This is a genomic window from Prosthecobacter sp. (assembly GCF_044232965.1).
Lineage (GTDB): Bacteria > Verrucomicrobiota > Verrucomicrobiia > Verrucomicrobiales > Verrucomicrobiaceae > Prosthecobacter.
On record NZ_JBIIKX010000087.1, the window covers coordinates 1 to 22,941 of the forward strand.

General features: G+C 60.8%; 18 protein-coding genes and 1 pseudogene. 7 read left to right on the forward strand and 12 right to left on the reverse strand.

Annotation, left to right across the window (positions count from 1 at the left end; genetic code table 11):
- A pseudogene (locus ACILSI_RS23635) lies at window positions 1-214 on the forward strand (hypothetical protein); the annotation flags it as partial.
- A gap of 270 nt (window positions 215-484) precedes the next feature.
- Here ACILSI_RS23635 and ACILSI_RS23640 read toward each other — a convergent pair.
- From ACILSI_RS23640 to ACILSI_RS23685, 10 genes are all read right to left on the reverse strand, one after another.
- Window positions 485-724, reverse strand: coding sequence for a helix-turn-helix domain-containing protein (locus ACILSI_RS23640; RefSeq protein ID WP_395724387.1), 240 nt, complete (start codon window positions 722-724; stop codon window positions 485-487).
- 81 nt (window positions 725-805) lie between these two features.
- Window positions 806-1,309, reverse strand: a complete 504-nt coding sequence (locus tag ACILSI_RS23645; protein ID WP_395724388.1) for a hypothetical protein — start codon at window positions 1,307-1,309, stop codon at window positions 806-808.
- Between the two features lie 42 nt (window positions 1,310-1,351).
- On the reverse strand, window positions 1,352-2,614 hold the full coding sequence (locus tag ACILSI_RS23650; RefSeq protein ID WP_395724389.1) for a right-handed parallel beta-helix repeat-containing protein: 1,263 nt from the start codon (window positions 2,612-2,614) through the stop codon (window positions 1,352-1,354).
- A 292-nt stretch (window positions 2,615-2,906) separates the two neighbouring features.
- The gene (locus tag ACILSI_RS23655) at window positions 2,907-4,712 is read right to left on the reverse strand and encodes an N-acetylmuramic acid 6-phosphate etherase (protein ID WP_395724390.1); all 1,806 of its coding nucleotides are present in this window, start codon (window positions 4,710-4,712) and stop codon (window positions 2,907-2,909) included.
- The gene (locus tag ACILSI_RS23660; RefSeq protein ID WP_395724391.1) at window positions 4,709-5,359 is read right to left on the reverse strand and encodes a hypothetical protein; all 651 of its coding nucleotides are present in this window, start codon (window positions 5,357-5,359) and stop codon (window positions 4,709-4,711) included. Before ACILSI_RS23660 ends, ACILSI_RS23655 begins: the two co-directional genes overlap by 4 nt.
- A gap of 17 nt (window positions 5,360-5,376) precedes the next feature.
- Window positions 5,377-7,050 carry an exo-alpha-sialidase gene (locus tag ACILSI_RS23665; RefSeq protein ID WP_395724392.1) on the reverse strand — a complete coding sequence of 558 codons (1,674 nt, stop codon included), beginning with the start codon at window positions 7,048-7,050 and terminating at the stop codon, window positions 5,377-5,379.
- 7 nt (window positions 7,051-7,057) lie between these two features.
- Window positions 7,058-8,032 carry a PmoA family protein gene (locus tag ACILSI_RS23670; RefSeq protein ID WP_395724393.1) on the reverse strand — a complete coding sequence of 325 codons (975 nt, stop codon included), beginning with the start codon at window positions 8,030-8,032 and terminating at the stop codon, window positions 7,058-7,060.
- Window positions 8,033-8,076: 44 nt separating this feature from the next.
- Window positions 8,077-9,963: a DUF4838 domain-containing protein gene (locus ACILSI_RS23675; RefSeq protein WP_395724394.1), complete on the reverse strand. Its 1,887-nt coding sequence runs from the start codon at window positions 9,961-9,963 to the stop codon at window positions 8,077-8,079.
- A 244-nt stretch (window positions 9,964-10,207) separates the two neighbouring features.
- Entirely contained in the window at window positions 10,208-12,619 is a 2,412-nt protein-coding gene (locus ACILSI_RS23680; RefSeq protein WP_395724395.1) for a DUF4838 domain-containing protein, read from the reverse strand.
- Entirely contained in the window at window positions 12,616-13,716 is a 1,101-nt protein-coding gene (locus ACILSI_RS23685; protein WP_395724396.1) for an exo-alpha-sialidase, read from the reverse strand. Before ACILSI_RS23685 ends, ACILSI_RS23680 begins: the two co-directional genes overlap by 4 nt.
- 371 nt (window positions 13,717-14,087) lie before the next feature.
- Here ACILSI_RS23685 and ACILSI_RS23690 point away from each other — a divergent pair, with 371 nt between their 5' ends.
- The 4 genes from ACILSI_RS23690 to ACILSI_RS23705 all read left to right on the forward strand — a co-directional run bounded on the left by ACILSI_RS23690 (window position 14,088) and on the right by ACILSI_RS23705 (window position 17,896).
- Complete coding sequence (locus ACILSI_RS23690) at window positions 14,088-14,543, forward strand: PaaI family thioesterase (protein WP_395724397.1); 456 nt, start codon at window positions 14,088-14,090, stop codon at window positions 14,541-14,543.
- 36 nt (window positions 14,544-14,579) lie between these two features.
- Window positions 14,580-15,470, forward strand: coding sequence for a 3-keto-5-aminohexanoate cleavage protein (locus ACILSI_RS23695; RefSeq protein WP_395724398.1), 891 nt, complete (start codon window positions 14,580-14,582; stop codon window positions 15,468-15,470).
- Between the two features lie 90 nt (window positions 15,471-15,560).
- The gene (locus tag ACILSI_RS23700) at window positions 15,561-16,388 is read left to right on the forward strand and encodes an acetoacetate decarboxylase family protein (RefSeq protein ID WP_395724399.1); all 828 of its coding nucleotides are present in this window, start codon (window positions 15,561-15,563) and stop codon (window positions 16,386-16,388) included.
- Between the two features lie 5 nt (window positions 16,389-16,393).
- Complete coding sequence (locus tag ACILSI_RS23705) at window positions 16,394-17,896, forward strand: CoA-acylating methylmalonate-semialdehyde dehydrogenase (RefSeq protein WP_395724400.1); 1,503 nt, start codon at window positions 16,394-16,396, stop codon at window positions 17,894-17,896.
- A 136-nt stretch (window positions 17,897-18,032) separates the two neighbouring features.
- Here the strand turns inward: ACILSI_RS23705 and ACILSI_RS23710 are convergent, their stop codons facing one another.
- Together ACILSI_RS23710 and ACILSI_RS23715 are read right to left on the reverse strand one after the other, a co-directional pair.
- On the reverse strand, window positions 18,033-18,872 hold the full coding sequence (locus ACILSI_RS23710) for an SDR family NAD(P)-dependent oxidoreductase (protein ID WP_395724401.1): 840 nt from the start codon (window positions 18,870-18,872) through the stop codon (window positions 18,033-18,035).
- A gap of 20 nt (window positions 18,873-18,892) precedes the next feature.
- Entirely contained in the window at window positions 18,893-19,714 is an 822-nt protein-coding gene (locus ACILSI_RS23715; protein ID WP_395724402.1) for an SDR family NAD(P)-dependent oxidoreductase, read from the reverse strand.
- Between the two features lie 116 nt (window positions 19,715-19,830).
- Here ACILSI_RS23715 and ACILSI_RS23720 point away from each other — a divergent pair, with 116 nt between their 5' ends.
- On the forward strand, window positions 19,831-21,210 hold the full coding sequence (locus tag ACILSI_RS23720; protein WP_395724403.1) for a spinster family MFS transporter: 1,380 nt from the start codon (window positions 19,831-19,833) through the stop codon (window positions 21,208-21,210).
- 57 nt (window positions 21,211-21,267) lie between these two features.
- Entirely contained in the window at window positions 21,268-22,614 is a 1,347-nt protein-coding gene (locus ACILSI_RS23725; protein WP_395724404.1) for a 3-oxoacid CoA-transferase subunit B, read from the forward strand.
- The last annotated feature ends 327 nt before the right edge of the window (window positions 22,615-22,941 follow it).

Genomic DNA, 22,941 nt, shown 5'->3' on the forward strand with positions numbered 1-22,941 from the left:
GCGGAAGCTGGCCAAAAGCTTGGGATTGGCGTGGCCTCACAACGCGCTGCGGCACTCCTACATCAGCTACCGCATCGCGGTGGTTCAGAGCGCTGCGCAGGTGGCATTGGAGGCGGGCAATTCTCCGACGATCATCTTCAAGCACTACCGCGAACTGGTGACGAAGGACGACGCGGACAAGTGGTTTGGCATCATGCCGGAGAACCCTCGTTGACATGCGAATCTCTGCATGAACGAAACACTTCCGTCCCCGATTCCGCTGCTGAAAAAGAAGCCACTCGCCCTGCTGCTGGGGGTGAGCAGCCGCACCATCGACAATTGGGTGGCGCAACGGGCCATCCCGTATATCGCAGCGAGTCCACGAATGCATTTGTTTGAACCGGAGGCGGTCAAGCGGGCGCTGAAAACCAAGTTTGGAGTTGAGGCTATAATGCCACGGCCTCAGTGCTGATCGTCATCTTCGTTGCGCAACGAAGACTCTGTTTCAGCACTTCTTCTTCGCGCCGGCCTTCGAGGCTGTCACTGGTTCGATGAGTCGGATCAATGCCACGACCGCATACCCACGTGGCGTGGCTCTTTCCTGCTCCCAGTTCTCCAAGGTGCGCTTGCTGATTCCCAGGAACTCTGCCGCATCCCGCTGGCTGAAACTCCTGTGCGCACGCCACGCCTGGAGGGCACGGGCGAATTTGCGGGGCGTGACCCCTTTGGGCAGCTTCATTGGCATGGGTAGCCACTACGCTGCGAGCAGACTCTGGTCAATGCCGCACAGGCACCCCACGGCACCCTCCATTTCATGCGACTCCCCTCAACCTGCGTAGCAACATGGTGAACCAATCGGATGGATTCCCTCAGTCACGGTGACGAGGCTCCATTCATGGACCTGCCCACTCTCTTCCCCAACGATCCGATGCAACTGCGAACCCAGCGTGGCTACAACTTCAGCGAGGTGTCTTCTGCGATGCAGAAGGCGATCCGCCGGAGCGATGCTGCCCTCGCTGGCTATTGGGCGCTGGAACTTTGGCAGAGCGGCTTCCTGCAGTAGTGCGCTCACCAGTCGTGTGAAGCCCGCCTCCTTGCGCATGTCCTCGGCGTTGCCCGTGGAGCCGTGAAACACCATCACTGGCGCCGCCCCGCGTTGCCAATGATCCGGCAAATCGAGCAGGAACGCGCGCATGAGGCCATCCAAGGCGATCTCGTTCACACCTTGCTTCCATGGCACATCGGTGGCGGTAATCGGCGGTGCGGCGGGCTCAGCGATGGCGAACCATGCGAACAGGAGGGCGGTGATTCGAGTGAGCGAGGGTCTCATGGAAATCGGAGAGAACTTCATCAGTCTCTGTGAGACTGGAACTTACCGCGCCATAGCCCCACTCAGCGATCCGGCTCGCTTGGCTCCTATGAGATCAGTGTCGAGGAGGTATTTCGAGTCCGCGTGGTCAAAGGGAGCTTCGACAGTTAGCGTGGCATCATGTTTCTCGCCGTCCCAGCTCAGGCTGACGAAGTCCTCCAAACCGCGACCGCGTGTGGTGCCTTGCTTCGGAGCATCGCCGAGGACGATGTTGCCGGTGATGGTCACGCCCTCTTTTCCCTTCGGGAAGTTCATCGCGCTTTTGTCACGGGAGTAGAGGATGTTGTTGGCGAGGATCATGCCCTCACGGGCATTCCATGAGCTGCCTTTGAAGGCATCACCGGTGTTGATGATGGTGTTGTGGATGACTTGCAGGTTCAGCGACTTGCCCTGGTGATCCAGGCTGGCGAAACCGGAGCCCTTGCCGCCGATGAGAACATTGTTGCGCACGATGGCCTCGCCCTGCACCTGCATGGCGCTGTCGTCGCTGCGACGGCAGAGATTGCGCTCGATGATGTTCACCGGCTTCCCGGCGGTGCCATACACGGTGATGCAGGGATACTGCGTGTCGTGGATGTCGTTCTCCGCGATGAGATTGCCCCACGAGCCTTGTTTCACCTCGATGCCATCGCCTTGCTCGCCTTTGCAATTATGGATGTGGTTCAGCGCTATCACGCTCTCGCTCATGATGAACTCTCCGTAGTTCGCGCCGAGATACATGCCCTCGCCGTGGCCGCCGCCGTGATGGAGGTGATTCCGCGTGAGGAAAAGGCGGCTCGTGTTTGCGCTGTTCGCAGTCAGGCAAACCGCGCCCGTGTGATGAATGTGGCATTGGTCAATCCACACCTCGCTGCACTGGCCGAGGCGCAATCCGTGGCTGCCCCCAGTGATTTCCAAACCACGCAGGCAAAGATGATGCACCGGCGACTTCTGGCCGATGTTGACCACGTTTTGCTTGTCGTCCGGGCGAGTGAGAACCACCCGAGCGCCTTCCTCCGCCACAATCCAGATCGGTGCCTCGGCTGTGCCACTGACCTCAACGTGCCATGTGCGCTCCACGCTGTAAGTCCCTGTGGCTATCACAAGCTGGTCGCCTGGTTGTAAACCGGCCACGGCATTGGCCAGCGTGTCATTCCGCGTGTTTGAGTGCTTAATGACACGCTTCGGAGCGATGCTGGCCCATGCCGGAGCGTATCTGGTTTCGGAGGCGTGTAGTGCCGTGAGCGATGCGAGAAGGAGGGCGGCGAAGAGAAATCGATACAACATAGCGAGACTACCTCTACGCTTGTTACTGGTCAGCTTTTGCCATCGCATCCACCTCGCTCATCTTGAATCGCACGCTCACGATGGAGCAGCCCACCTGTTCCTTTCCGTAGTTTACATACGTCGTGGCGACGATGGTGCCGTAGGGCAGAAAATACAGGCCGGGGGAGAAGCCGTCTTTGAAGGTCTTGAGCAGGCTGACGCGATACCGGCCAGGTTTGTCATCAAGCGTGGATTTTTCAGGAAGCTGCGCTGATCACTAACCGTGGGCCACGCACGCCGCCGAGCGCATCTTCTACCCGGCCGATTGGGTTGCGAGCGCGGCGCAGGCTTTGCGGATCATCCAGTCGTTCTCTTCAAGAGCGAGGAGCGAGGCCGCGGGCTCCGCGCCCGAGAGCTCCTGCACGATGCGCACCGCCCGATCACGAAGTTTGATGTTCGAGGGGTTGAGATCGATCATCAGGTTGCTCATCACCTTGCCCGAGCGCGCCAGCGCGAGCGTGGTGATGATGTTCAGCACGAGCTTCGTGGCCGAGCCGGCCTTCAGTCGGGTCGAACCCGTGAGCACCTCGGGGCCTGTGTCCGGCAAAATGGCCCGGTCGAGCAGCGGATGATCGCGGTAGGCAGGGTTGCAGCACACGAGCACGGTTTTCGCGCCACGCCTGCGCGCCTCCGCGAGACAGCCCCACACAAACGGGGCGTGACCGCTCGCGGTGATGCCGATGACGACATCGCGCGCCGTCACGGAGCGGCCCTCGATCGCGCTGCGGCCGGATTCGGAATCGTCTTCCGCACCTTCGACAGCGCTCCACAGCGCCCTGCGGCCGCCCGCGATGATGCCCTGCACCTGCCATCCCGGAGTTCGGAAGGTCGGGGGGCATTCGCTCGCATCGAGCACGCCGAGCCGTCCGCTGGTCCCGGCGCCACAGTAGATCAGGCGCCCGCCCTCGGCGAATGCCCGCTCGACCTCGCGCACCGCCCATTCGATGTGCTCGCTTTCGCGAAGGATCTTGCCCGGAATGGCGGTGTCTTCGTCCAGCATGAGCTGGATGGCTTCCGCTGGCGGCATTTCCGCAAAACCAACGGACCGCGGGTTCCGTCCTTCGGTCGGCGCTGCGGCGACGGGACGCCAGCTCGTGAGTTTTGCACCTGCGTCGTCGTGCGTGGATGGCTGCGTCGTCTGGCCTGACCGGGCTCCGCCACTGATGCCCCGGGCCATCTCGACGGCCCCCCACACCCCCGGTCGCGACAGCAGCGCGACCTCACTGCCAGGGCGGGCGGCGTGGATTTTCTGCATCACGCCGTCGGCGAATGACGCGTTCTTCAAGAGCGTCGAGCCATTCAGAATGAACTGCACTTTCTCTCCCGGCGCGGCGATGCGTGCCGCGCAATGCACCGCGTCCTTGCTCAGTCGCTCAGCGGCGCGCCGGAGAATGGCGACGGCGATTTCATCCTGACGGGTCGCCGCAGCCGCGAAGACGACATGGGCCAGCGATGCGATCTCGGCCTTGCTGGCCGACATGGACCACTCGATGAGCGCCTCGGGGTCGTTCATCTGGAGGAACGCGAGCATGTCCGAGCCGAGTTGAGGCCAGTTGGCGTGAATGTCGGAAAGGGTCACCGTCGAGCGCAGTGCATGCACAGCGATGTCGCACGAACTGCCGCGGTCGCCAATGACGTGACCGCGGCCGCCGATTTTCACCGTGGCACCGTTACGATTCCGGCCCAGGCAGCACGAACCAGTGCCGCTGAGAAGAAGCACCTGCGAGGCACAATCATCGCGCCATTGGTCCGCCTCGAGCGCGAGGAGCAGGTCATCGCCGACAACCGAGCACACGTCCGGCCAGGTGCGTGCGACCGCCCGCCGCAGCCGGTCGCGGTCGCCCGCGCTGCGCACTCCGGCAAGCCCGATGCCGATGCTGTCCGGCATCGCCGGCAGCCGCTCCCGAATACCTTCGAGAAGCGAGGAGAGTTCATCGTCACTCAAGAGTGCCAGATTCCCAGGTCCGGCGGAGATCGACGCCAGCACCGAGTCGTCAGTTTCACTGATAAGCAGTGCTGATGTCCGGGTGCCGCCGCCTTCGATTCCAAGTAGATTCATGCCGCGAGATTGCCTAGCGGCGGGCGCAACGCGAGTGGATTTTGCCGCCTCATCACCGCGGCCTTCACCTTGGCCTCGTCCACGCCTTCGGGCAGCGGCGTCGCGGGCAGACGATCCCCCATCGGCCAATCCTGTGAGTCGGCGGGTGGCAGGTTCGGCTTGATCGTCTCGGGCGTGAAGTTGAGCTTGTCGCTGCCTTCCTCATAGGTGATGCAGCCCTGGCTGCCGGTGTAAACCGCCGTGCGCACCGTGCCGTTTGGCAGCGAGACGCTTACCGTCTTCTTCACCATGTCCACGACGGGCTTGCCCATCTTGGCGCGCGCTTCATAAGGCGCGGTGAAGTAGCCCACGTGCTCAGCGGCGAAGGCGATGTCGTAGCCGGTGATGAACACGGCCGAGCACATCGTCTTGGCAAAGCCCGACGCATGGTGCGAGAGCGGGTCGCCGGGCACCAGTTCGTGCGTGGTGGGCAGCTCGAGCGACTTGCCACGGGCAATCAGCTTCTCGCGGGCGGCGTCCACGGGGGCCGCCGCGGCAGGAGCGGGTGCGGGCTCCTGCGCCGCCATGCTTGCGGCCCCGAGGGCCGCGACCAGAGTGGCGAGTGGGGTCAGCCGCAGGGCTGCGACAAGGGTGATGGTGTGTTTCATGGTGAGCGGGAAAATGGCTATGGGTTGATCCGCTCCACATCGACATACAGCGCTCGCAGATTCGGCGCGTCGTGGATGTAGAGGAGGCGGCCCGGGCTCACTTCGCGCAACGCGGTGTAGTTGAAACCGCCGGAGTCGGTGATGACCGTGTGATGGGTCCAGGTCTTGCCCTGATCGGTGCTGAACATCAGGTTCGAGCCGGGGCGGCCGTAGCTGCATGCGACCACGCCATTGCTCATGACCACCATGTCAGGCGAAACGCTGCCTTCCTCGAGCGTGATGAGCGGGGTCCATGTCTTGCCGCCGTCGTGCGACCACGTTTGCCGCAGCGGAAGAAAAGAGCTGGTGCGCTGCACGGACATCATTTCACTGGCTGAGAAACGGACCAGGGACGGCTCCTGACCATCGCCGAAGGTGGAGAAATGGTTCCAAGTCGCACCGGAGTCGGTGGATTTCATGAGGTAGCAGGCTCCGACGCCCTTCTTGATCGTGGCGTAAACCACCGCCATAACTTCATGGTTCCCACCATCGAAAATATCTCGGTCGAAGACGGCGGTCTGCCCGGTTTCCACGGGCAAATGGATAAGGTTCTCGAAGGGAGTGAAGGTCTCCGCCTTTGAGTCAAACCGGTAGCTCATGCCGATATAGGTGCCGGCCTCATACCTCACATTCCACCGCGACACCCCGAGGATGTGACCGTCCGCCAGTCGCACGTGTGGCTGGGGCGCGAAGGTTTTGAACTGCAGGTCTTTCACCGGCTGCCAAGTCTTGCCAGCATCCGTGGAACGCAGCACGCCATACGGCTCAAATGCGGCGTCCGGTCCCTGACCGACGCTCAGCAGGAGCACGCCCTGGCCCACATCGTAAAGATAAGGGCGGGTCGGCGGAAGTGGCCTGCCCTCCTTTGTGTCTGGCACAGCCATGCCGGTCGCGGGATCGTATGCTCGCACCTGATGACCGCCGTGTCGCGGCTGGTCCCATCCCGGAGTGGGTGGGATCTCCCATGGCTCGCCGACGGTGATCCGCAGTTGCGGTTTGGTTGGCTCACCGGCTCGCTTGCGAAGCCCCAGCTGCACCGATTGCCAATGCGCAGCGCCCATCCATCCTGGGGACGTCGAGCCAAACTGCACGAAGGCTTCCGCATTCTCCGCCTTCTTCCAAAAGGCACCTTCACCGCGAATCTTGATCACGCCATCCACCGCGATGCTCATGTCGCGATCGCGAATGACTAGTTGGTAGGTGTGAAACTGGGTCTTCGCATCGAATAGCGCCACTCTATCATGAAACGTCGCGATCTTTTCCGGCACGAGGAGGAGCCCTTCCTGATGCTTCCCGTCGCTGACGATCAAACCCACCGGCACACCCTGCTGCGCGGGCCACATGGCCGAGCGGCCTTTTCGGGCCGCTACAGACTCCACACGCACCGTGGCTTCGACGACAATCTCAGTGCCCGGCTGTGGCTTCCATGCCGCGCGAAAAGCACCATCAGCCGTCGCTGAATCATCCACGAGATGCAGCGCTCCATTCGCCAGCGCAGCCTTCGCCGCAAGCTCACCGACGGCTTTCCATCCCTGCTCCTGCGGCAGTGATTTCGCTTCGTAGTGAACGAGCCAGGTGATGGGTTCATCGGCGGCCATGACTTGGCCGAAAGAGAGGAGAAGCGATGAAAGAATGAGGCGCGGGTGTTTCATAGGATGGCTATTTTTGTTTGGTGTAGTCTTGGAATCTCGCCTCCAGCACCTCGGGCTTTGGCTGGCCTTTGGCGAAGTAGAAGCGGTAGCGCAGGGTGAGGCTGTCACCTTTCTTGATGGTGTGGTCGCCAGCGCCTGTGGGCTTGTCAGGCTCGAAGTCGTGCAGGCCGAAGGGATTCACGGCGAAGAGTCCGTAATCACGAGCGTGCCAGGTCGTGGGAGAGCGGAGGTTGCTGGGATGACTGAAGATGACGACACCGACCGGATTCCCTTTTGGATCGGGGCCGTAGTAGCAGACCCAGTTCGCGTGCTTACCCCAGATGTCGCGATCGCGGACGCCGTTGCTGTTAAAGGCATGTCCGGTGGAGGGCCCCGTGTTCACACCGCTCTTGCTGCTGTTCATGCTGAGCGATGGGCAGAGGCGTAGGGCCATGGTGCCTTCTTTGGTATCACCGATGATGACATCGCCCTCACTGGCCTTCAGCGTGATGTCAAAATCGAGCGTTTTCTCACCTTCCGGCAGCGCAGTGATGGTGATGCGGCGCTCGTCGGTCATCACGGCCTTGTTGTCGGGCCCAATCCATTGCGTCGAGGCCGTGAAGTGTCCTTGATTGCCCGTGGCCTGCACATCCGCGAAACCTGAGTGAGCTTGCTTGCCGAACACCTGATACTCCGCCCAGAAATTGATCTCATTGATCCGCGAATGCCCAAACCACAGCGAGCGATGATGCGGATGATCCACAAACATCGCCTCGCCCGGCACATCCTTTTTCATCGGAAACTCCCGCGATACATTCACACCCGCCGCACCGATGAGCGGATACATGTAAGGCCGCGCCACCTCCTTGGTGATGTATTCCGTGAAAAGCTGTCCATCGATCTCGACGCGCATCCCGACATCGCTGGGTTTGAGTGTGACGACCTGAGCGTGGGCGAGCAAAGGGATCGTGAGGAGTGTGGTGAGGCTAAGTATCCGATGCATGAGGAGGTTCGAAGTCAGTATTATATTCGGGAGTTGCAGATGAATCATTTGTCCACGGAGGCAGGCTTTGTTTCGCCAGGGGTCAATTGAGGCTTCAGGAACACCTCGGGCGGGGAGTTGGTCGTGGCGATGGAAGGGGAGGTGCTGTTCTTTTGGATAAAGATCGTGAAATCCGCATCACTTCGATAGAACGTGGATTGCTCGGGCCTGTCGAGCCAGCCCGCCTTGCGGAGATGCCAGTGCAGCAGCACGAGATTGTCGCCGAACATTTGCAGGCGTTTGCGTTGCGCCTCTGTCTGAGTCTTCGACATGGCGTCGAGGTAGATGGCTTCCATCCGGGGGAAGAGTGGCAAGTGGATGGCCTTCACCTGCGCAGGCACGGCGTCGTATTCGAAGTCCTTCGGGTTCGCTCGCTTGTAGGTGGCGAGCTTCTCATCGAGCAACTCATAGATCTGGCCGATGAGCGGTCCGCCGGGGCCGTAAGCGCGCGCCAGCCAGTCTTTGCTGAGGGCATCCACGTCGGCATCGGCGTGCCACATGAGTTTGGCCACGAGGTAGTTGTGGAGGCTTCCCCAGCCATGGGTGGTGCCCACCGTGGAGCCCCAATACACGGACTGCCAGTCGTGCTTTTTGATCGCTGGAAAGAGCATCTTCAGGATGGATTTGCCCGGTGGATAAGGCGTGCCCATCGGCGTGTCCATGCCGACATAGGTGGAGTAATCAACCCAGCCCATGCGTCCCTTCATGAGTGTATCCCATGCGGCGATGACTTGGGGCACTTCTCTCATGAAGTCCTCGCGATACAGCGTGAATCCATAGTAGGCCCGCACCGCCAGGGTGAGATAGAGATTCGACTCCACGGTCATCGGCTTGGCCGGCGGATAGGTGTAGGCGGCATAGACGTAACCGCCGAGCAGCTTCGTCGGCTGCTTTGTTTTGACGCGTTTCGCGATCTCATTGTAAAAAGTCAGCACGCGCGGTGTCTTCGACTTTTTGCCATACATCCGATTCCCAATCCAATCACACGGCTGGTCTAGCGCCGTGCATTTTTCACACTCGCACCAGCCACCGCCGTCCGAGGGGGCGATGGGCCACATCTCCTGCGCGGGCTCCTTCACCATCGCTTCGAGGATCGCATCCGCATACAGATCGAGCAACCCGGGGTTGGTGGTGCAGAATTTCATCTCCTGCATCTCTTTTCGCCAGTCTTCGACGATGCGGGTTCGTTTGCCGTTCACCAACGCCATGTAGTCGGGGTACCCTTTGAGACGCTCCGGCATGTCATAGCTATGCCAGGCATGATTGAAGCCACTGCGGTTGATCGGCTGACGGCTCACGGTGTTGCGCAGGTGACGGAGCCACTTGTTGCTGATGACTCCGAACCTCATGGTCATGCTGCGACTGGGGAAATCGGGTTGATCAAGCATTGCGATCTCCGGCAATGTCAGGGTCGAGCGCGATGGCACATCCTCGCCCCACTCGCCGGGCATCAGCCAGTGCACTCCAACGTAGCGCTCCAAAAACTCCATCACGCCGTAGTAGGTGCCATCCGTGACGCCACCTGCGGCATTCACCACGCCATCCTTCGTGTCGCGCCCCGCGATGAACACCTGCTTGCCTTGGGTTTTGATCTCAAAGCCTTCATCAGCAAGCCTGACGATGTCGATCCCGGCTCGACTCGTCTCTGGCGCGTCACCCAGAACGATCATGAACTCTGAAGGCTCCTGAACGATCGGCAGTTGTGCCTGCGTGGCGATCTCCAGCACCCGCTGCAACTCCCTGGCCCCTTCCTTGACGGAAGCCGGCGCGTCCTTGGCATGGTAGATGACATAGGCTGACCGACCGTCCTTGACGAGGAGGGTATCGCCTGCGTTCAGCGCGGTGAGTGGCGCGAGAAGAAGGACGGTGATGAGCGTGAGTATGGTTTTCATTTTTCAAGTCCGATGCGGGCCAGATAAATGGCGGTCGGGAGTTCTACACGAGGGTTGGGCGGCGGATTGCCGTGCTCAACGCGATGTCGGCACCATAGAGCGCGTGAGGGAGAAGCAGCGCGGCGGTGACGATGAAGAACCGACAAAAAGATGGGCGGCAAAAAGATGGGATTGGTGTCTTCATGTTTTTGCTGGTGATCTTTTGGTGGTGAGGAGAGGTTGGTTACATGGGTTTCGGCTAGCCTCAATCCGGCGCGCGGCGAGTTGCTTCGCTGGAACGGGTGGCCGGCGGCTTCCTGACGAAGATGATCTGGTCGCAGAGTACCGAATAGGGGGCGTTGGTGTCGAGGCTCCGGCGGTCGTTCGCCGCGATCTCGGCCGGCGTGGGCGGGATCGGCGGGTTGAATTTCAGGGAGACGTGGACCTCGTAGCGGTTGTCGTTGTCCGGGCTCGGCGGACGGTACAGGCGTTCGCCGAGTTCGAGCTTGGTTTCCCAACTTCCGGATAACCAGATGCGACAGTTCGGGGTCACCGTGATCTCGCCCAGGGGATACAGCCGATATTCACCCCTCGGCACGTCGGATGCGTCAACGGCGCGTTTGGCGCCGTGCGTCCGGGTATCGTCCTGGTAGAAGCCGAACGTGAGCGGCCGGTCGGGCAGGTTCACGACAGCGCCGTAGCCGAAGGCCGCATCGGGATCGAGCACCATCTTGGGATTGCCCTGGCCGCGCACAGGGACGAAGCGCTGCACCAGCGCGCTATCCATGGCGTCGAAGGGGGGCGGCAACGGCTTCTCGATCCCGGCCGTCTTGATCGCCAGTTCCCAGTCGGCGAGTTGCTGGACCATAAAAATCGGTGGCGCGCCCAGACGCTTCTGGACCTGGAGGTAATCCTTGAAATATGCCGGGCGGGCTTTGGCCAGAGTGTTCCACTCAGCCAGAGTCCGGTAATCCAGCCCACGCCGGAGTCGTCGTACGTTCTGATGCACACGCGTGTTATCGGCCGCCAGTGTCTCCATCCGGTCGAAGGCGTCCTGCCAGCGACACATGGTTTCGGGAGGCACACCGGTCAGTCGCCGGCCAATCCCCCGGCCAGCGCTCAAGGACCTGTTCGTGCTCGACGCGAGCCAGGCCGCTTCCATCTCCCGCAGATAGGTGCGAGCCCCTTCCGCCGCTGGCCCGTACTGGTAATCCGTGAATTCCCGAACCAGCGCCGGCACGTCGGCGTCCACGTCTTGCAGGAGCTTGTTGTAAACGAAGATCTGCAGCTCGCTGAAATCGATCGCGGAATTATAGGTCCAGCCGGTAAACTCCACGAACACCCCCTCCACGCCCGCGGCCTTCATCAGCCGGATGTCCTTCACCATCCGGTCCAGCATGCCAGTAGTGTAATACCAGCTCCACAGGTGCCGCGTCAGCTTGCCCCAAGCCAGCAGGTCCTGATAGCTGGTCTGATTCAGCGGATGCGTCCAGTCCACATCGACGTTGTCCTCGACATTGGCGTACTGGACCACGAGATTTTCGGGAAAGACCATGCCGGCCGGTATCACGGGCGGCTTCTGGGACTGGCTCAGCCGATAGGCCAGGGTGTGTAGCAACGTGTCTGGATGCCGGTCCTTCACCAAAGCGCACAACTCGAACAGGTAATCGTACAAAGGGCCGCCTGGGGAGTGGTACTTTTCCTTCAACGCCTGGCAACCGGGACAGAAGCAGAATTCGGAAGGGTCGTCGTTCGCGCTGACGTCGATCATAAGCCGCTCCTGCCCGTCCGCCTTGAGCCGCCGGATGTGTTCCAGGACGTTCCGGGTGAGTTCCTGGCGCAGTTCGGGATTGCTGAAGCACAGTTGTTGGTGGAGCGCCACCCGCCGACCGGCCTTGGTCATGCTGAAGTATTCCGGATGGGTGGCAAAGTAGTCCTTCTTCGCCACCCAATCGAAAACCTTGGGCCACGCTTGCAGGGCCGGCGTCGGCGGGATGTAGCCAAACAGCGTATGGCAGTTCACCGGCATGACATGGCGCGAAAAAACGTTCGGCTGTAACCCAGGATTGGAGAACAGGTTCATCCCGTTCTGCAGGTGGAAGTCGAACATCCAGTCGTAGCTCGGTATGCGATAGGCGAACGAGAATCCGCCGGTGCGGGAAAACGGCTTGACGACCAGGTCGCGCGCGACGGCGAACACCGGTGTCCCCACGGTGTGATGCCAGATCGGCGTCTCCGTGATCAGGCGTCCCGAATACCAACGGCGCCCGAGCGTATGCTCCATGAAATCGACCACAGCGTACAGGTTGCCGTGCATGCCCTTGCCATAGAGAAAAATATCGCCGCCTTTGCTCCGGGAAACATGTTCCTGGTCCTTCAACTCCTTCAACGGCTCAGCGCCCAACTTTTCACTCACTGCCGCACTGACGCCGACGTAAAGACAAGGGCTGTCACCAGTAGCCTTGTCCGCATCCATCACCGGGAACTCCGCGCCAGTGATCTGCCTGAGGTATTCCGACAGCTTGGTCACCGCGTAGTCATCCACTGGCGAAGGATTCGCCGGCTTGACGATGCAGAACTCGGTCTTGCCTGCCGTGGACAGCGGGAGGTCAGCAGCATGGAGCGCAGCCAGTGGGGTCAGCAGCAGGGTGGCGAAGAGTGTGAGTGTGTGTTTCATTTTTCAAATCGGATGCGGGTCAGATAAATGGCGGTCGGGAGTTCTACGTGACGGTTGGGTGGTGGATTGCCGTCTTTGTCTTCGTGGTTGGAATAGTAGCTGACCCACAGTTCATCGTTGTGCCAGACCATGCCGGGATAGCCCGTGTCGCTGCCGCCACTGGGGAGAATCAGCGAGATGTCGTAGTGCTCGCGGTCCATGCTGGCGATGACGGTGGAGTAAGGCTGCCGAAAACTGCGGCCACTCGCGATGAGCGAGTTGTCGGGCAGCACGATGAAGTTCGGCCCGCCAAAACGGTGCTCCGTCTCATGCCATGTCCACTCGCGGTAGGGTGGCTTGCTGCTGCCGATCCAGCCAAAGTAGTTGCCGCGTTCCCGCCGCACCATCGCGATCATTTCACCATCCGGGCGGATGCGCACGGTGGCTTCGTTGGGACGGCCCGGCACGTCGAGGTGCGTCACCGTCTCCCACTTCATGCCGTCCGTGCTGGTCACCAGCTTCACCTTCCACGGATAAGGGCCGGGCGGCACAGGGCCGTTCGTTTCCGCCGCTTCCGCCACCTTGGGATCGGGGTGCTCGGCACGCTTGTAGGGATAGCTGATGCCATAAGCTTTGCCCTCATGCCAATCGACGCGCCAGAGCCACTGGCCCTCTTCGAGAACTTTGGCCGGCTTGGTCCAGGTGAGGCCGTCGGTGGAGAACATCACACGCGGTTGCTTCGTCTTCACCGGCGCGGGTTTGCTCGACATGTCGTAAGTCAAACCTCCCGCGATGATCATCAACTGCCCATCCGGCTTGATCGAAAACTTCGGGTCGCGCAAATCAATGCCGTCCTCCTCGATGAGCGCCGCCGAGGTCCACGCAACGCCATCGGGCGAACGCAGGACGCGCACCTTCCCGATGTCGGCCGTGTGATCGATCCCTTCGCGGAAGCAGCAGAACCACTGGTCCCGAAAGCGAGTGAGATCAGTGAAGGAATTGTATTGGGCCTTGTCCCAAATACGCTTCGACTCGACGAGGACGGGCTTGCGATCCTCAGCGGAGATTGAGGACACGAGGCAGAGGAGTGCCGCGCTGAGTGTGAGGGTGTGCTTCATGATTACGTTGGCGAATACACCCACAGCACCCGCATTTGCGCGAGGGATTCGTGGCCAACAAAGTAAAGTCATTTACGCTCAGGCTAAAACCGCCCCATGAAAACCGACCGTCGCTTCTTCAAAGAACTCCGCTTCCGCCGAGTCCGTGCTTCAGGGCGGCAAGACCTGTTGAGCGGCCTGATAGCAGGGAAAACAGTGGCTCCCGTCGCACGGGTGGGGTTGATGGGGTGTTTCAGCGCGATGTCTCAGCGTGTTGAGACACCACTGCGATGGCGCGGCTATCGATGGAGGCGGATTTGCCGCGCCATGACAATTTCTTGACCCAACAAAAAAACTGTGACTCTTGCGCGAAACAAAGAACACCGAACACCTTGAACATACCTCTCGATTCCTCTCCCGCCCGCCTTGCGTTCGAGACCGCGCTCCGTGAGAGCGAGCCGGGTTTCGAGACCTTCTTTCTGGCGCGGTTTTACGGCTTGGAGTTCTCGTATCTCGACGCGGCCTGCATCGTTCGGTTCCCGGTGCATGAGTTCATGTTCAACCCGCAGGGCTGTCTGCATGGCGGTGTGACTGCGTTCGTGCTCGACGTGAGCATGGGGCACTTGCTCCGGCATACCTTGGGCGTGCCGGGCTCTACGATTGAAATGAAGACCCAGTATTTCGCGCCCATCCGCGGCCCCCTGGCTCGGTGCGAGGCGCGTTTCCTGCACCAGGGGCAGCGCACCCATTTCCTGGAGGCGAAGATGTATGATGCTGACGATACGCTGGCCGCAGCCGCTACCTCCACGTGGAGTGTGCGGAAGCCCACGGCGGCGACCGAATCCTAACCAGCGCGTGACGCAGACGAGCAAAGAACCACTAACATGAAGCCAACCATCCTATCCTGTGCCGTGACCGGGTCGTTTACGACGCGCGAGCAAAATCCCGCGCTCCCGGTCACACCTGCTGAAATCGCCGAGGCGTGCATTGGAGCGGCGAAAGCCGGGGCTGCGATCTGTCATATCCATGTGCGCGATCCGGAAACGGGACGCCCGAGCATGAACCTCGAATACTATCGCGAGGTGGTGAAGCAGATCCGCGCCAGCGACACCGATCTCATCATCAATCTGACCACGGGTCCGGGCGGACGATACCTTCCGAGCGACGATCAACCGGACGTCGCGGCTCCAGGGACATTGTTCAAGACGCCGGAAATCCGCACAGAGCACATCGTCGAGCTGCAGCCGGAGATCTGCACCCTCGATCTTAATACGATGTGGTTCGGCGGTGGGGCGGTCATCAATAGCCCGCGCAACGTGAGACTCATGGCAGAGCGCATGTATGCTGCGGGTGTGAAGCCCGAGTTGGAAGTATTCGACACCGGGGATCTGGTGCTGGCGCAGGACTTGGTGGCGGATGGAACGTTGAAGGTGCCGGCGCTTTTCCAGATCGTCACTGGCGTCAAATACGGCATGCCGTCCACGCCCGAGATGATGTTGCTCGCCAAATCACAGTTACCGAAAAACTGCGAGTGGGCGGCCTTCGGTGCCGGTCGTCACGCGTTTCCCATGCTCGCGCAGGCCTTCATCCTCGGTGGTCACTGTCGGATCGGCATGGAGGACACCGTCTATCTGGCCAAGGGGGAACTCGCGCCAAGCAACGCAGCGCTGGTTGAGAAAGCCGTGCGGATCATCCGCGAACTCGGAGGCAAACTCGCGACGGTCGCGGAAGCTCGCGAACTGCTCGGGCTCAAGACACCTGCGGCGCGTCAATAGTCCCGGCCATTGTTTCAGATCTAGCCAAGCGAATAACCTGCACAAATTCCTCCAATGTCTTACCAGTTTGAACCCGCGGAATTGTATCGGATGCCAACTCATTTCGGCCCGGCGACCGGTCCGCGCCGGGGCCCCGATGGCCAGCGCTTTGCCTGCAAGGACACGCCGAAGACCACGGCCATCTCGGTGAGTTTCTTGAGCCGCCAAGAGCAATTGAGCGCTCTGTTGCCGCCGGGGTTTTCGCTCGGGGCTGAGCCGGTGGTGACGGTCACGGCTACTTACATGAAGGAAATCGAGTGGCTGGCGGGTCGCGGCTACAACATGCTCGGTGTCACGATTCCGGCCATTTATCATGGCAAGGCTGGTCTGGTCGCGGGCAGCTTCCTGCTGGTGCTCTGGGAGAACTTGACGGAGCCAATCATCACCGGACGGGAAGAGCTGGGTTACTCGAAGATCTTCGCCGACCTGCCCGAACCCGTGACACGCAACGATGAACTGCACTGCGCGGCGAATTGGGATGGATTCCGATTCATGGACCTTTCGGTGGGCCAACTTCAACCGCTCAGCGCTGAGCAAATCGCCGGGAATGCCACCGCCACCAAGAGTGCAGGCACGCTCCACTACAAGTATATGCCGCGGACCAGCGAGCCGGGGCGAGCGGATGTGCGATACGCGGTGTTAACGCCAATCGCGGTGCCGAACCGTGTCGTCACATCGATGTCGCGCGGGCAGGGAAAGCTGCAGTTTCATCGAGCGCGGTGGGAGGATATGCCGACGCAATACATGATCGTGAACGCGCTGCACGCTCTGGACGTGCTCGAGTATCGCGGTGCCACTGTCTCCCACACCGTGGGCGGCAAGGATCTCAGCGACATGCAGATCCTCCTCGCGCCGGAGGGACCAGCGACGAGCCTTTAAACATCATGACAACAACTCTCGAACCCTGTCCAAACTTCATCGCCGGCGATTGGACCCCAACCAACGGCGGCGGCACACCCGTCTTCAATCCATCCACTGGCGAAACCATTGCGGAATGTCCCGTCGGTTCCACCACCGACGCAAACGCTGCTGTCGAAGCCGCGCACGCCGCCTTTCCAGCGTGGATGGAAACGCCGCCAGTCGAGCGCGCACGGATTCTCGGACGATTCAGAGTCTTGGTTGAAGATCATTTCGAAGACATTGCCCGCTGCAACACGCGCGAGCACGGCAAGACACTGGTCGAATCGCGTGGCGATGTGAAGCGCGGCATGGAGGTCATCGAGTTCGCGCTCGGCGTGCCATCGTTGCTCATGGGCGATGTGCTGGAGAACATCGCGCGCGGCATTGATTGCGAAGCCATCCGCCAGCCACTGGGCGTGTGTGTCGGCATCACGCCCTTCAATTTTCCCGCGATGGTGCCGCTGTGGATGTATCCCATCGCCATCGCTTGCGGCAACACGTTCGTCCTCAAGCCGAGCGAAAAAGTTCCGCTCACCGCCATCAAGATCGCCAAGCTGCTCGAACAAGCCGGACTGCCAAAAGGTGTGCTGAATATCGTGCACGGCGGGCGCGAGGTCGTGGATGCGCTGCTCACGCATCCGAAGGTCAAAGCGATCTCATTCGTCGGCTCCACGCCGATTGCCCGCTACATTTATGAAACCGGCACGAAGCACGGCAAGCGCGTGCAGGCCAATGGCGGCGCGAAGAACTACGTCATCCTCATGCCCGATGCCGACGTGGAAAATTCCACCCGCGGCGTCATCGAAGCCGCGTTTGGGTGTGCGGGCGAACGTTGCATGGCAGGCTCGACGGCGGTCGTTGTGGGCGGCGCGGAGAAGACCATTTTGCCCACCCTCATCGAAGCTGCCAAGCGCATTAAGGTCGGCCCAACCGACCGCGAGACGCAGCCCGACATGGGCGCAGTCATTACGAAGCAGCATCGTGACCGTGTGTTGGAATTGATTGAAGTGAGCGTGAAGGAAGGCGCAAAGATACCCGCCGACGGTCGCGGCGTGAAAGTCACTGAAGCGCCCAATGGGTTCTACGTCGGCGCGACGATTCTCGACCACGTCCAGACCGGCATGACGGTGGCAAAGGAGGAGATTTTCGGCCCGGTGCTGAACGTGATGCACACGGAGGATTTGGACCAAGCCATTGAGCTGGCGAACCGCTCATTCTACGGCAACGGCGCGGCCATCTTCACCCGCAGCGGCAAGGCGGCGCGTGAGTTTAAGCATCGCGTGAACTGCGGCATGGTCGGCATCAACATCGGTGTGCCCGCTTCGATGGCGTGGTTCCCTTTCAACGGTTGGAACGATTCGTTCTTCGGCGATCTCCACATGCAAGGCCGCGAAGGCGTGCAGTTCTTCACGCAGCAAAAAGTCACGACGAGCCGCTGGTTCAGTTACGGCGAAGGGGACATCTGGCATACCGAAGCGCAGAAATAGAAGCGGTTGGCTGACCCCACTTCCGATATCCCACGGATTCAGGACGACCACGGATTGTTGATGTGATCAGATTTCCCCAATCCGTGGTCGCCCTGAATCCGTGGCAAGGTGGATCACTGCTGTGCGGACCACCCTGTCAGTGCATCTGGCCGCCGCCGGCGACGCTGATCGCGAGGCCAGTGAGATAGTCGGATTCGGACGAAGCGAGGAACGCGGCCAGTGCGGACACGTCGTTGACTTCGGCCATGCGCCCGATCGGCGAAAGCCCTGCGGCCCGTGTGATCATAGCGGCTCGTTGTTCCTCAGGTGTCAGGGTCGAGGGCGCGAGGGCAGTGGCGATGTCGTCGATCCGCTCGGTAACGATAAGGCTCGGGCAGATGGCGTTCACATTGATGCCATGCGGGGCCAACTCCTGCGCCAGGCTTTGCGTGAAACCCACCACCGCGAACTTTGAGGCGCAATACGCGGCGTATCGCGCCGAGCCGTTCTTGCCAGCGGTCGAGGCGATATTGATGATCCTGCCTCCGCGAGATGAGTGCGGGCCAGCGAGCATGGCGCGGGCCGCTGCCTGGCTGCAAAGGAAGGTGCCCTTGGCATTGATACGCTGCACGCGATCCCAATCCGCCTCGTCCAGTTCCACCACCGGCACGCGGTCGCGGCCAGCCCGGGCTCCGGCGTTGTTAATCAGGATGTCGATGCGGCCGAAGGTTGCGACGACTTGGTCGATCATCGCCTGCACCTGGGCCGCATCACCGATATCGGCCACGATCCCGACCGAGCGCTGCCCCAGGGCTTCGATCTCGCCAACCACCTGCGCCATGCCGCCCCAACTGCTGCCCGGTGCTGAGGCTGCGTGGATGTCGTTGATCGCCACGTCCGCCCCTTCTTGGGCGAGGCGCAGCGCGATGGCGCGGCCGATGCCACGCTCGCCACCGGCACCGGTGACTAATGCTATTTTGCCTTTGAGATTATACATAGAATGGGCTCGAACTGCGATCAATGCGGCACCGTGGCGCTCAGTCCGCCGTCCACCACGAGTTCCGTTCCCGTGATATAACTGGCCCGATCTGAAGCAAGGAAAACTGCGGCCTCGGCGACATCCCAAGCCGTTCCCATGCGGCCCAAGGGCACCACCTTGTGCCGCCGTTCCTTCATCTCATCCAGCGAGCATCCGGCGTAGGCTCCGCGCAGGACGACTTCGATCCGTGGTGTATCGATCAATCCCGCGACGATGGTATTGGCGCGGATCCCATAGGAGGCGTAGTCGATCGCGAGGGTCCGCGTGAAAGCAATCGCCGCAGCCTTCGTGGCCGCATAGGCCAGCGATGAATAACCCAGATGACGGAGGGCGGCGATGGAGGAGGTCGTGAGGATGACGCCGCGGCGGCGATCCATCATCCCGGGCAATACGGCCTGCGTTGCCACATGGAGAGAGGTGACATTGGCATCCTGAATGCGCCGCCAGTCGGCCGCACTGGTATCGCGTGCATTGCCGCTTTTCGACAACCCGACATTGTTGTGCAGCACGTCGATGGGCCCCAGTCGCTCAGTGACCTCGCGCACCAGTGACTCGAGCGAGGTGTCATCGAGGACATCGACTTGGAATGCCTCCGCCGTGCCGCCTTCACTGCGGATGATCTCCACGGTTTCCACAGCGGACGGCAAGTTGAAATCGGCGACGGCGACTCGTGCACCTGCTCTCGCGTAGGCGACCGAAATGGCACGTCCGATGCCCCACCCAGGGGCGATCGAACCGCCCCCGAGCACAAGGCAGAGGCGTTCAGTCAGAATATTCTCTCGCGAATGGATACCGTTCATCCGCGCAGCCTAGGACGCAGCTCGGAGCTTCGCAATATCGAATGAGAATCATGCTGGAGGTTGCCATTCATCTTGCCTGCAACTGGAATCCCAGGCAGCTATGTCGATCCCGCGAAATGTCCGAGAACAAATCCAACCCCACTGAGCCGCCCTACCCGCCCGCGTCCTATGCTTGGTATGTGGTTGGGGTGCTGACGTTCGTCTATATTTTCTCGTTCATTGATCGCACCATCTTGAACCTGCTGGTCGGGCCGATTCGCCGTGATCTGGATATCAATGACACGCAGATGAGCGTGCTCATGGGCTCGGCTTTCGCGTTGGCCTATACCTTCTTCGGCATTCCCCTCGGCCGCATGGCGGATACCAAGAACCGGCGTGGATTGATCGCGGTGGGTTTTGTCGTCTGGAGCTTGTTCACTGCCGGCTGCGGAGTGGCAAAGAACTTCTGGCAGATGTTGCTCATGCGGGTCGGCGTGGGCTTGGGAGAGGCATCGCTCTCACCAGCGGCCTACTCCTTGATCTATGATTACTTTCCACCGCATCGCCGCGCGACCGCACTGAGTGTTTACGGCACCGGGATCTATCTGGGCGGAGGCCTCGCGCTGCTACTGGGTGGCGTGGTGATCAAGCTGGCCTCGGGGCAGGAATCGTGGGCCTTGCCAATCATTGGAGAAACCAGGCCGTGGCAGATTATTTTCCTGCTGGTGGGATTGCCCGGCATTGTCTTTTCACTCCTGCTTTTCACCGTTCGGGAGCCCATCCGCCGGGGCATGCGGCAGGTGCGCGATGCCGCTGGTGCCTTGCAACAAGTCGAGACTCCACTGCGGGAAGTCATCGCCTATATCAAAGCGAATAAGGTCACCTTTCTCTGCCATAATCTGGGGATTTCACTGTTCGCCGTTTCAACCTATGGCTCGAAGGCGTGGATACCAACGTTCTTTGTCCGGACGCATCATTGGACGTCTGCAGACATTGGCATTCAGTTCGGCATCATCCTCGCGGTGTGTGGCACGATCGGCATCATCAGCGGGGGGCGACTGGCAGACTACCTAGCGTCGCGCGGTCATCGCGAGGCTAACCTGCGCATCATGTCGCTAGCCCCGATCTGCGCTGCTCCGATCAGTCTAGCCTTTCCGCTGGTGGAAAGCCCGACGCTGGCGCTCGCGCTGCTGGTGCCCTTGATGTTTCTCATGTCAGCACCCTATGGCTGCGCACCCGCTGCCATCACGCAGATCATGCCTGCTCCCATGCGCGGACAGGCAGGGGCGCTCTACCTTTTTGTCAATGTGTTGGTCGGGCTCGGCTGCGGACCCACTGCGATCGCGGTCGTGACCGACTACTTCTTTCACGATGACGCCATGCTGCGGTATTCCCTGGCCATCGTGACTGCCACCGCGCAGGTGGCGTCAGCGATCATCCTCTGGTTTGGGCTGAAACCCTTTGTCCGCAGTCTTGACCGGCTCAAGGAATGGAACACCGCGCATGCCCCTGAGTGATCTCCAAACCAGCCATTGCGATGCCGTGACTTTTTTGCCCCGACCACCCTTTTTCCCATGAGCAAAGTATTCTCCAACGCCAAGGCGGCCCTTGATGGGTTGCTCCACGATAACATGACGATCGCTGCCGGAGGTTTCGGTCTCTGCGGCATTCCAGAGAACTTAATCGCCGAGCTGCGCGACCGTGGCGTGAAAGGGCTGACCATCATCGGCAACAATGCTGGCGTGGACGACTTTGGCATGGGCATCTTGCTCAAGACCCGGCAGGTGAAAAAAGTCCTGGCCTCCTATGTGGGTGAGAACAAGGAGTTCGAGCGTCAGGTGCTCGCCGGCGAACTCGAACTCGAGCTGGTGCCCCAGGGCACTCTCGCCGAGCGGCTGCGCGCTGGCGGTGCGGGCATTCCCGGCTTCTACACGCGCACCGGATTTGGCACCACTCTGACCGAGGGCAAGGAGACGAAGATATTCGACGGCAAGACCTATGTGCTCGAACCCAGCATCACGACAGACCTCTCCATCATCAAAGCGTGGAAGGGCGACCGCTCCGGCAATCTTGTTTTCCGGAAGACCGCGCGGAACTTCAATCCGATGATCGCGACCTGCGGCCAGGTCTGCGTAGCGGAGGTCGAGGAACTCGTCGAAGTCGGCGACCTCGACCCCGACCAAATTCACACACCGGGGATCTACGTGGACCGCATCATCGAGGGCTCGAACTATGAGAAGCGCATCGAGTTCCGCACGGTGCAGGGTAACGCCACGGCGAAAAAGGAATCCCCCGTTCGGGAACTGATGGCGAGACGCGCTGCGCAGGAATTGCGCGACGGCTACTACGTCAACCTCGGCATCGGCATCCCGACGCTCGTGGCCAACTTCATCCCCCAAGGCGTCAACGTCACCCTCCAGTCTGAGAACGGCTTGCTCGGCATCGGCCCATTCCCATCCGACGACCAAGTCGATCCCGACCTGATCAACGCTGGCAAGCAGACGATCTCGACGATTCCCGGCTCAGCCTTTTTCTCCGGCTCCGACTCGTTTGCCATGATCCGCGGTGGCCACATTGACCTGTCGATTCTAGGCGCGCTCGAAGTGGCCGCCAATGGCGACATCGCGAACTGGATGGTGCCAGGAAAAATGGTGAAGGGACCCGGCGGAGCGATGGACCTCGTCGCTGGCGTCCGGCGCGTGGTCGTGGTCATGGAGCACTGCGCCAAGGACGGCAGCCCAAAGATCCTACCGCAGTGCACACTACCCATCACCGGCAAAGGCGTGGTCAGTCTGATCATCACCGACCTCTGCGTGTTTGAGGTGAAGCCAGGCGGAGGCCTCGTGCTGACGGAACTGCATCCCGGCGTGAGTCTCGACGACGTCCGCGCCAAGACCGGAGCACCATTCGAGGTGGCGTGATGATGTCCGCCTTGGATCAGCGTGGCACCCGTTTGAGATGGATGGAGTGAATCAGTGGGGTTTGACGCGGTCCCATTCGTCTCGATTTCAGTTCACTGAAATGCGGCACAGCTATTTCGCCGCCGCGTCCAGCTTGTAAATGCGCCTGGCGTTGCCGTTGTAGAACTTCTCCAAGACGCTGCGCGGGAGGTGCAGGGCTTCGACTCTGCGCTCTGCTTCATGATGTTGTCCCGCGCGGCAATGAGGTCCGCATGACTGGGAACACCTGGCTTCCCATAAAAATGCCATTCCGGCCGCTTTGAATAGTAACGAACATCATCGTATTGT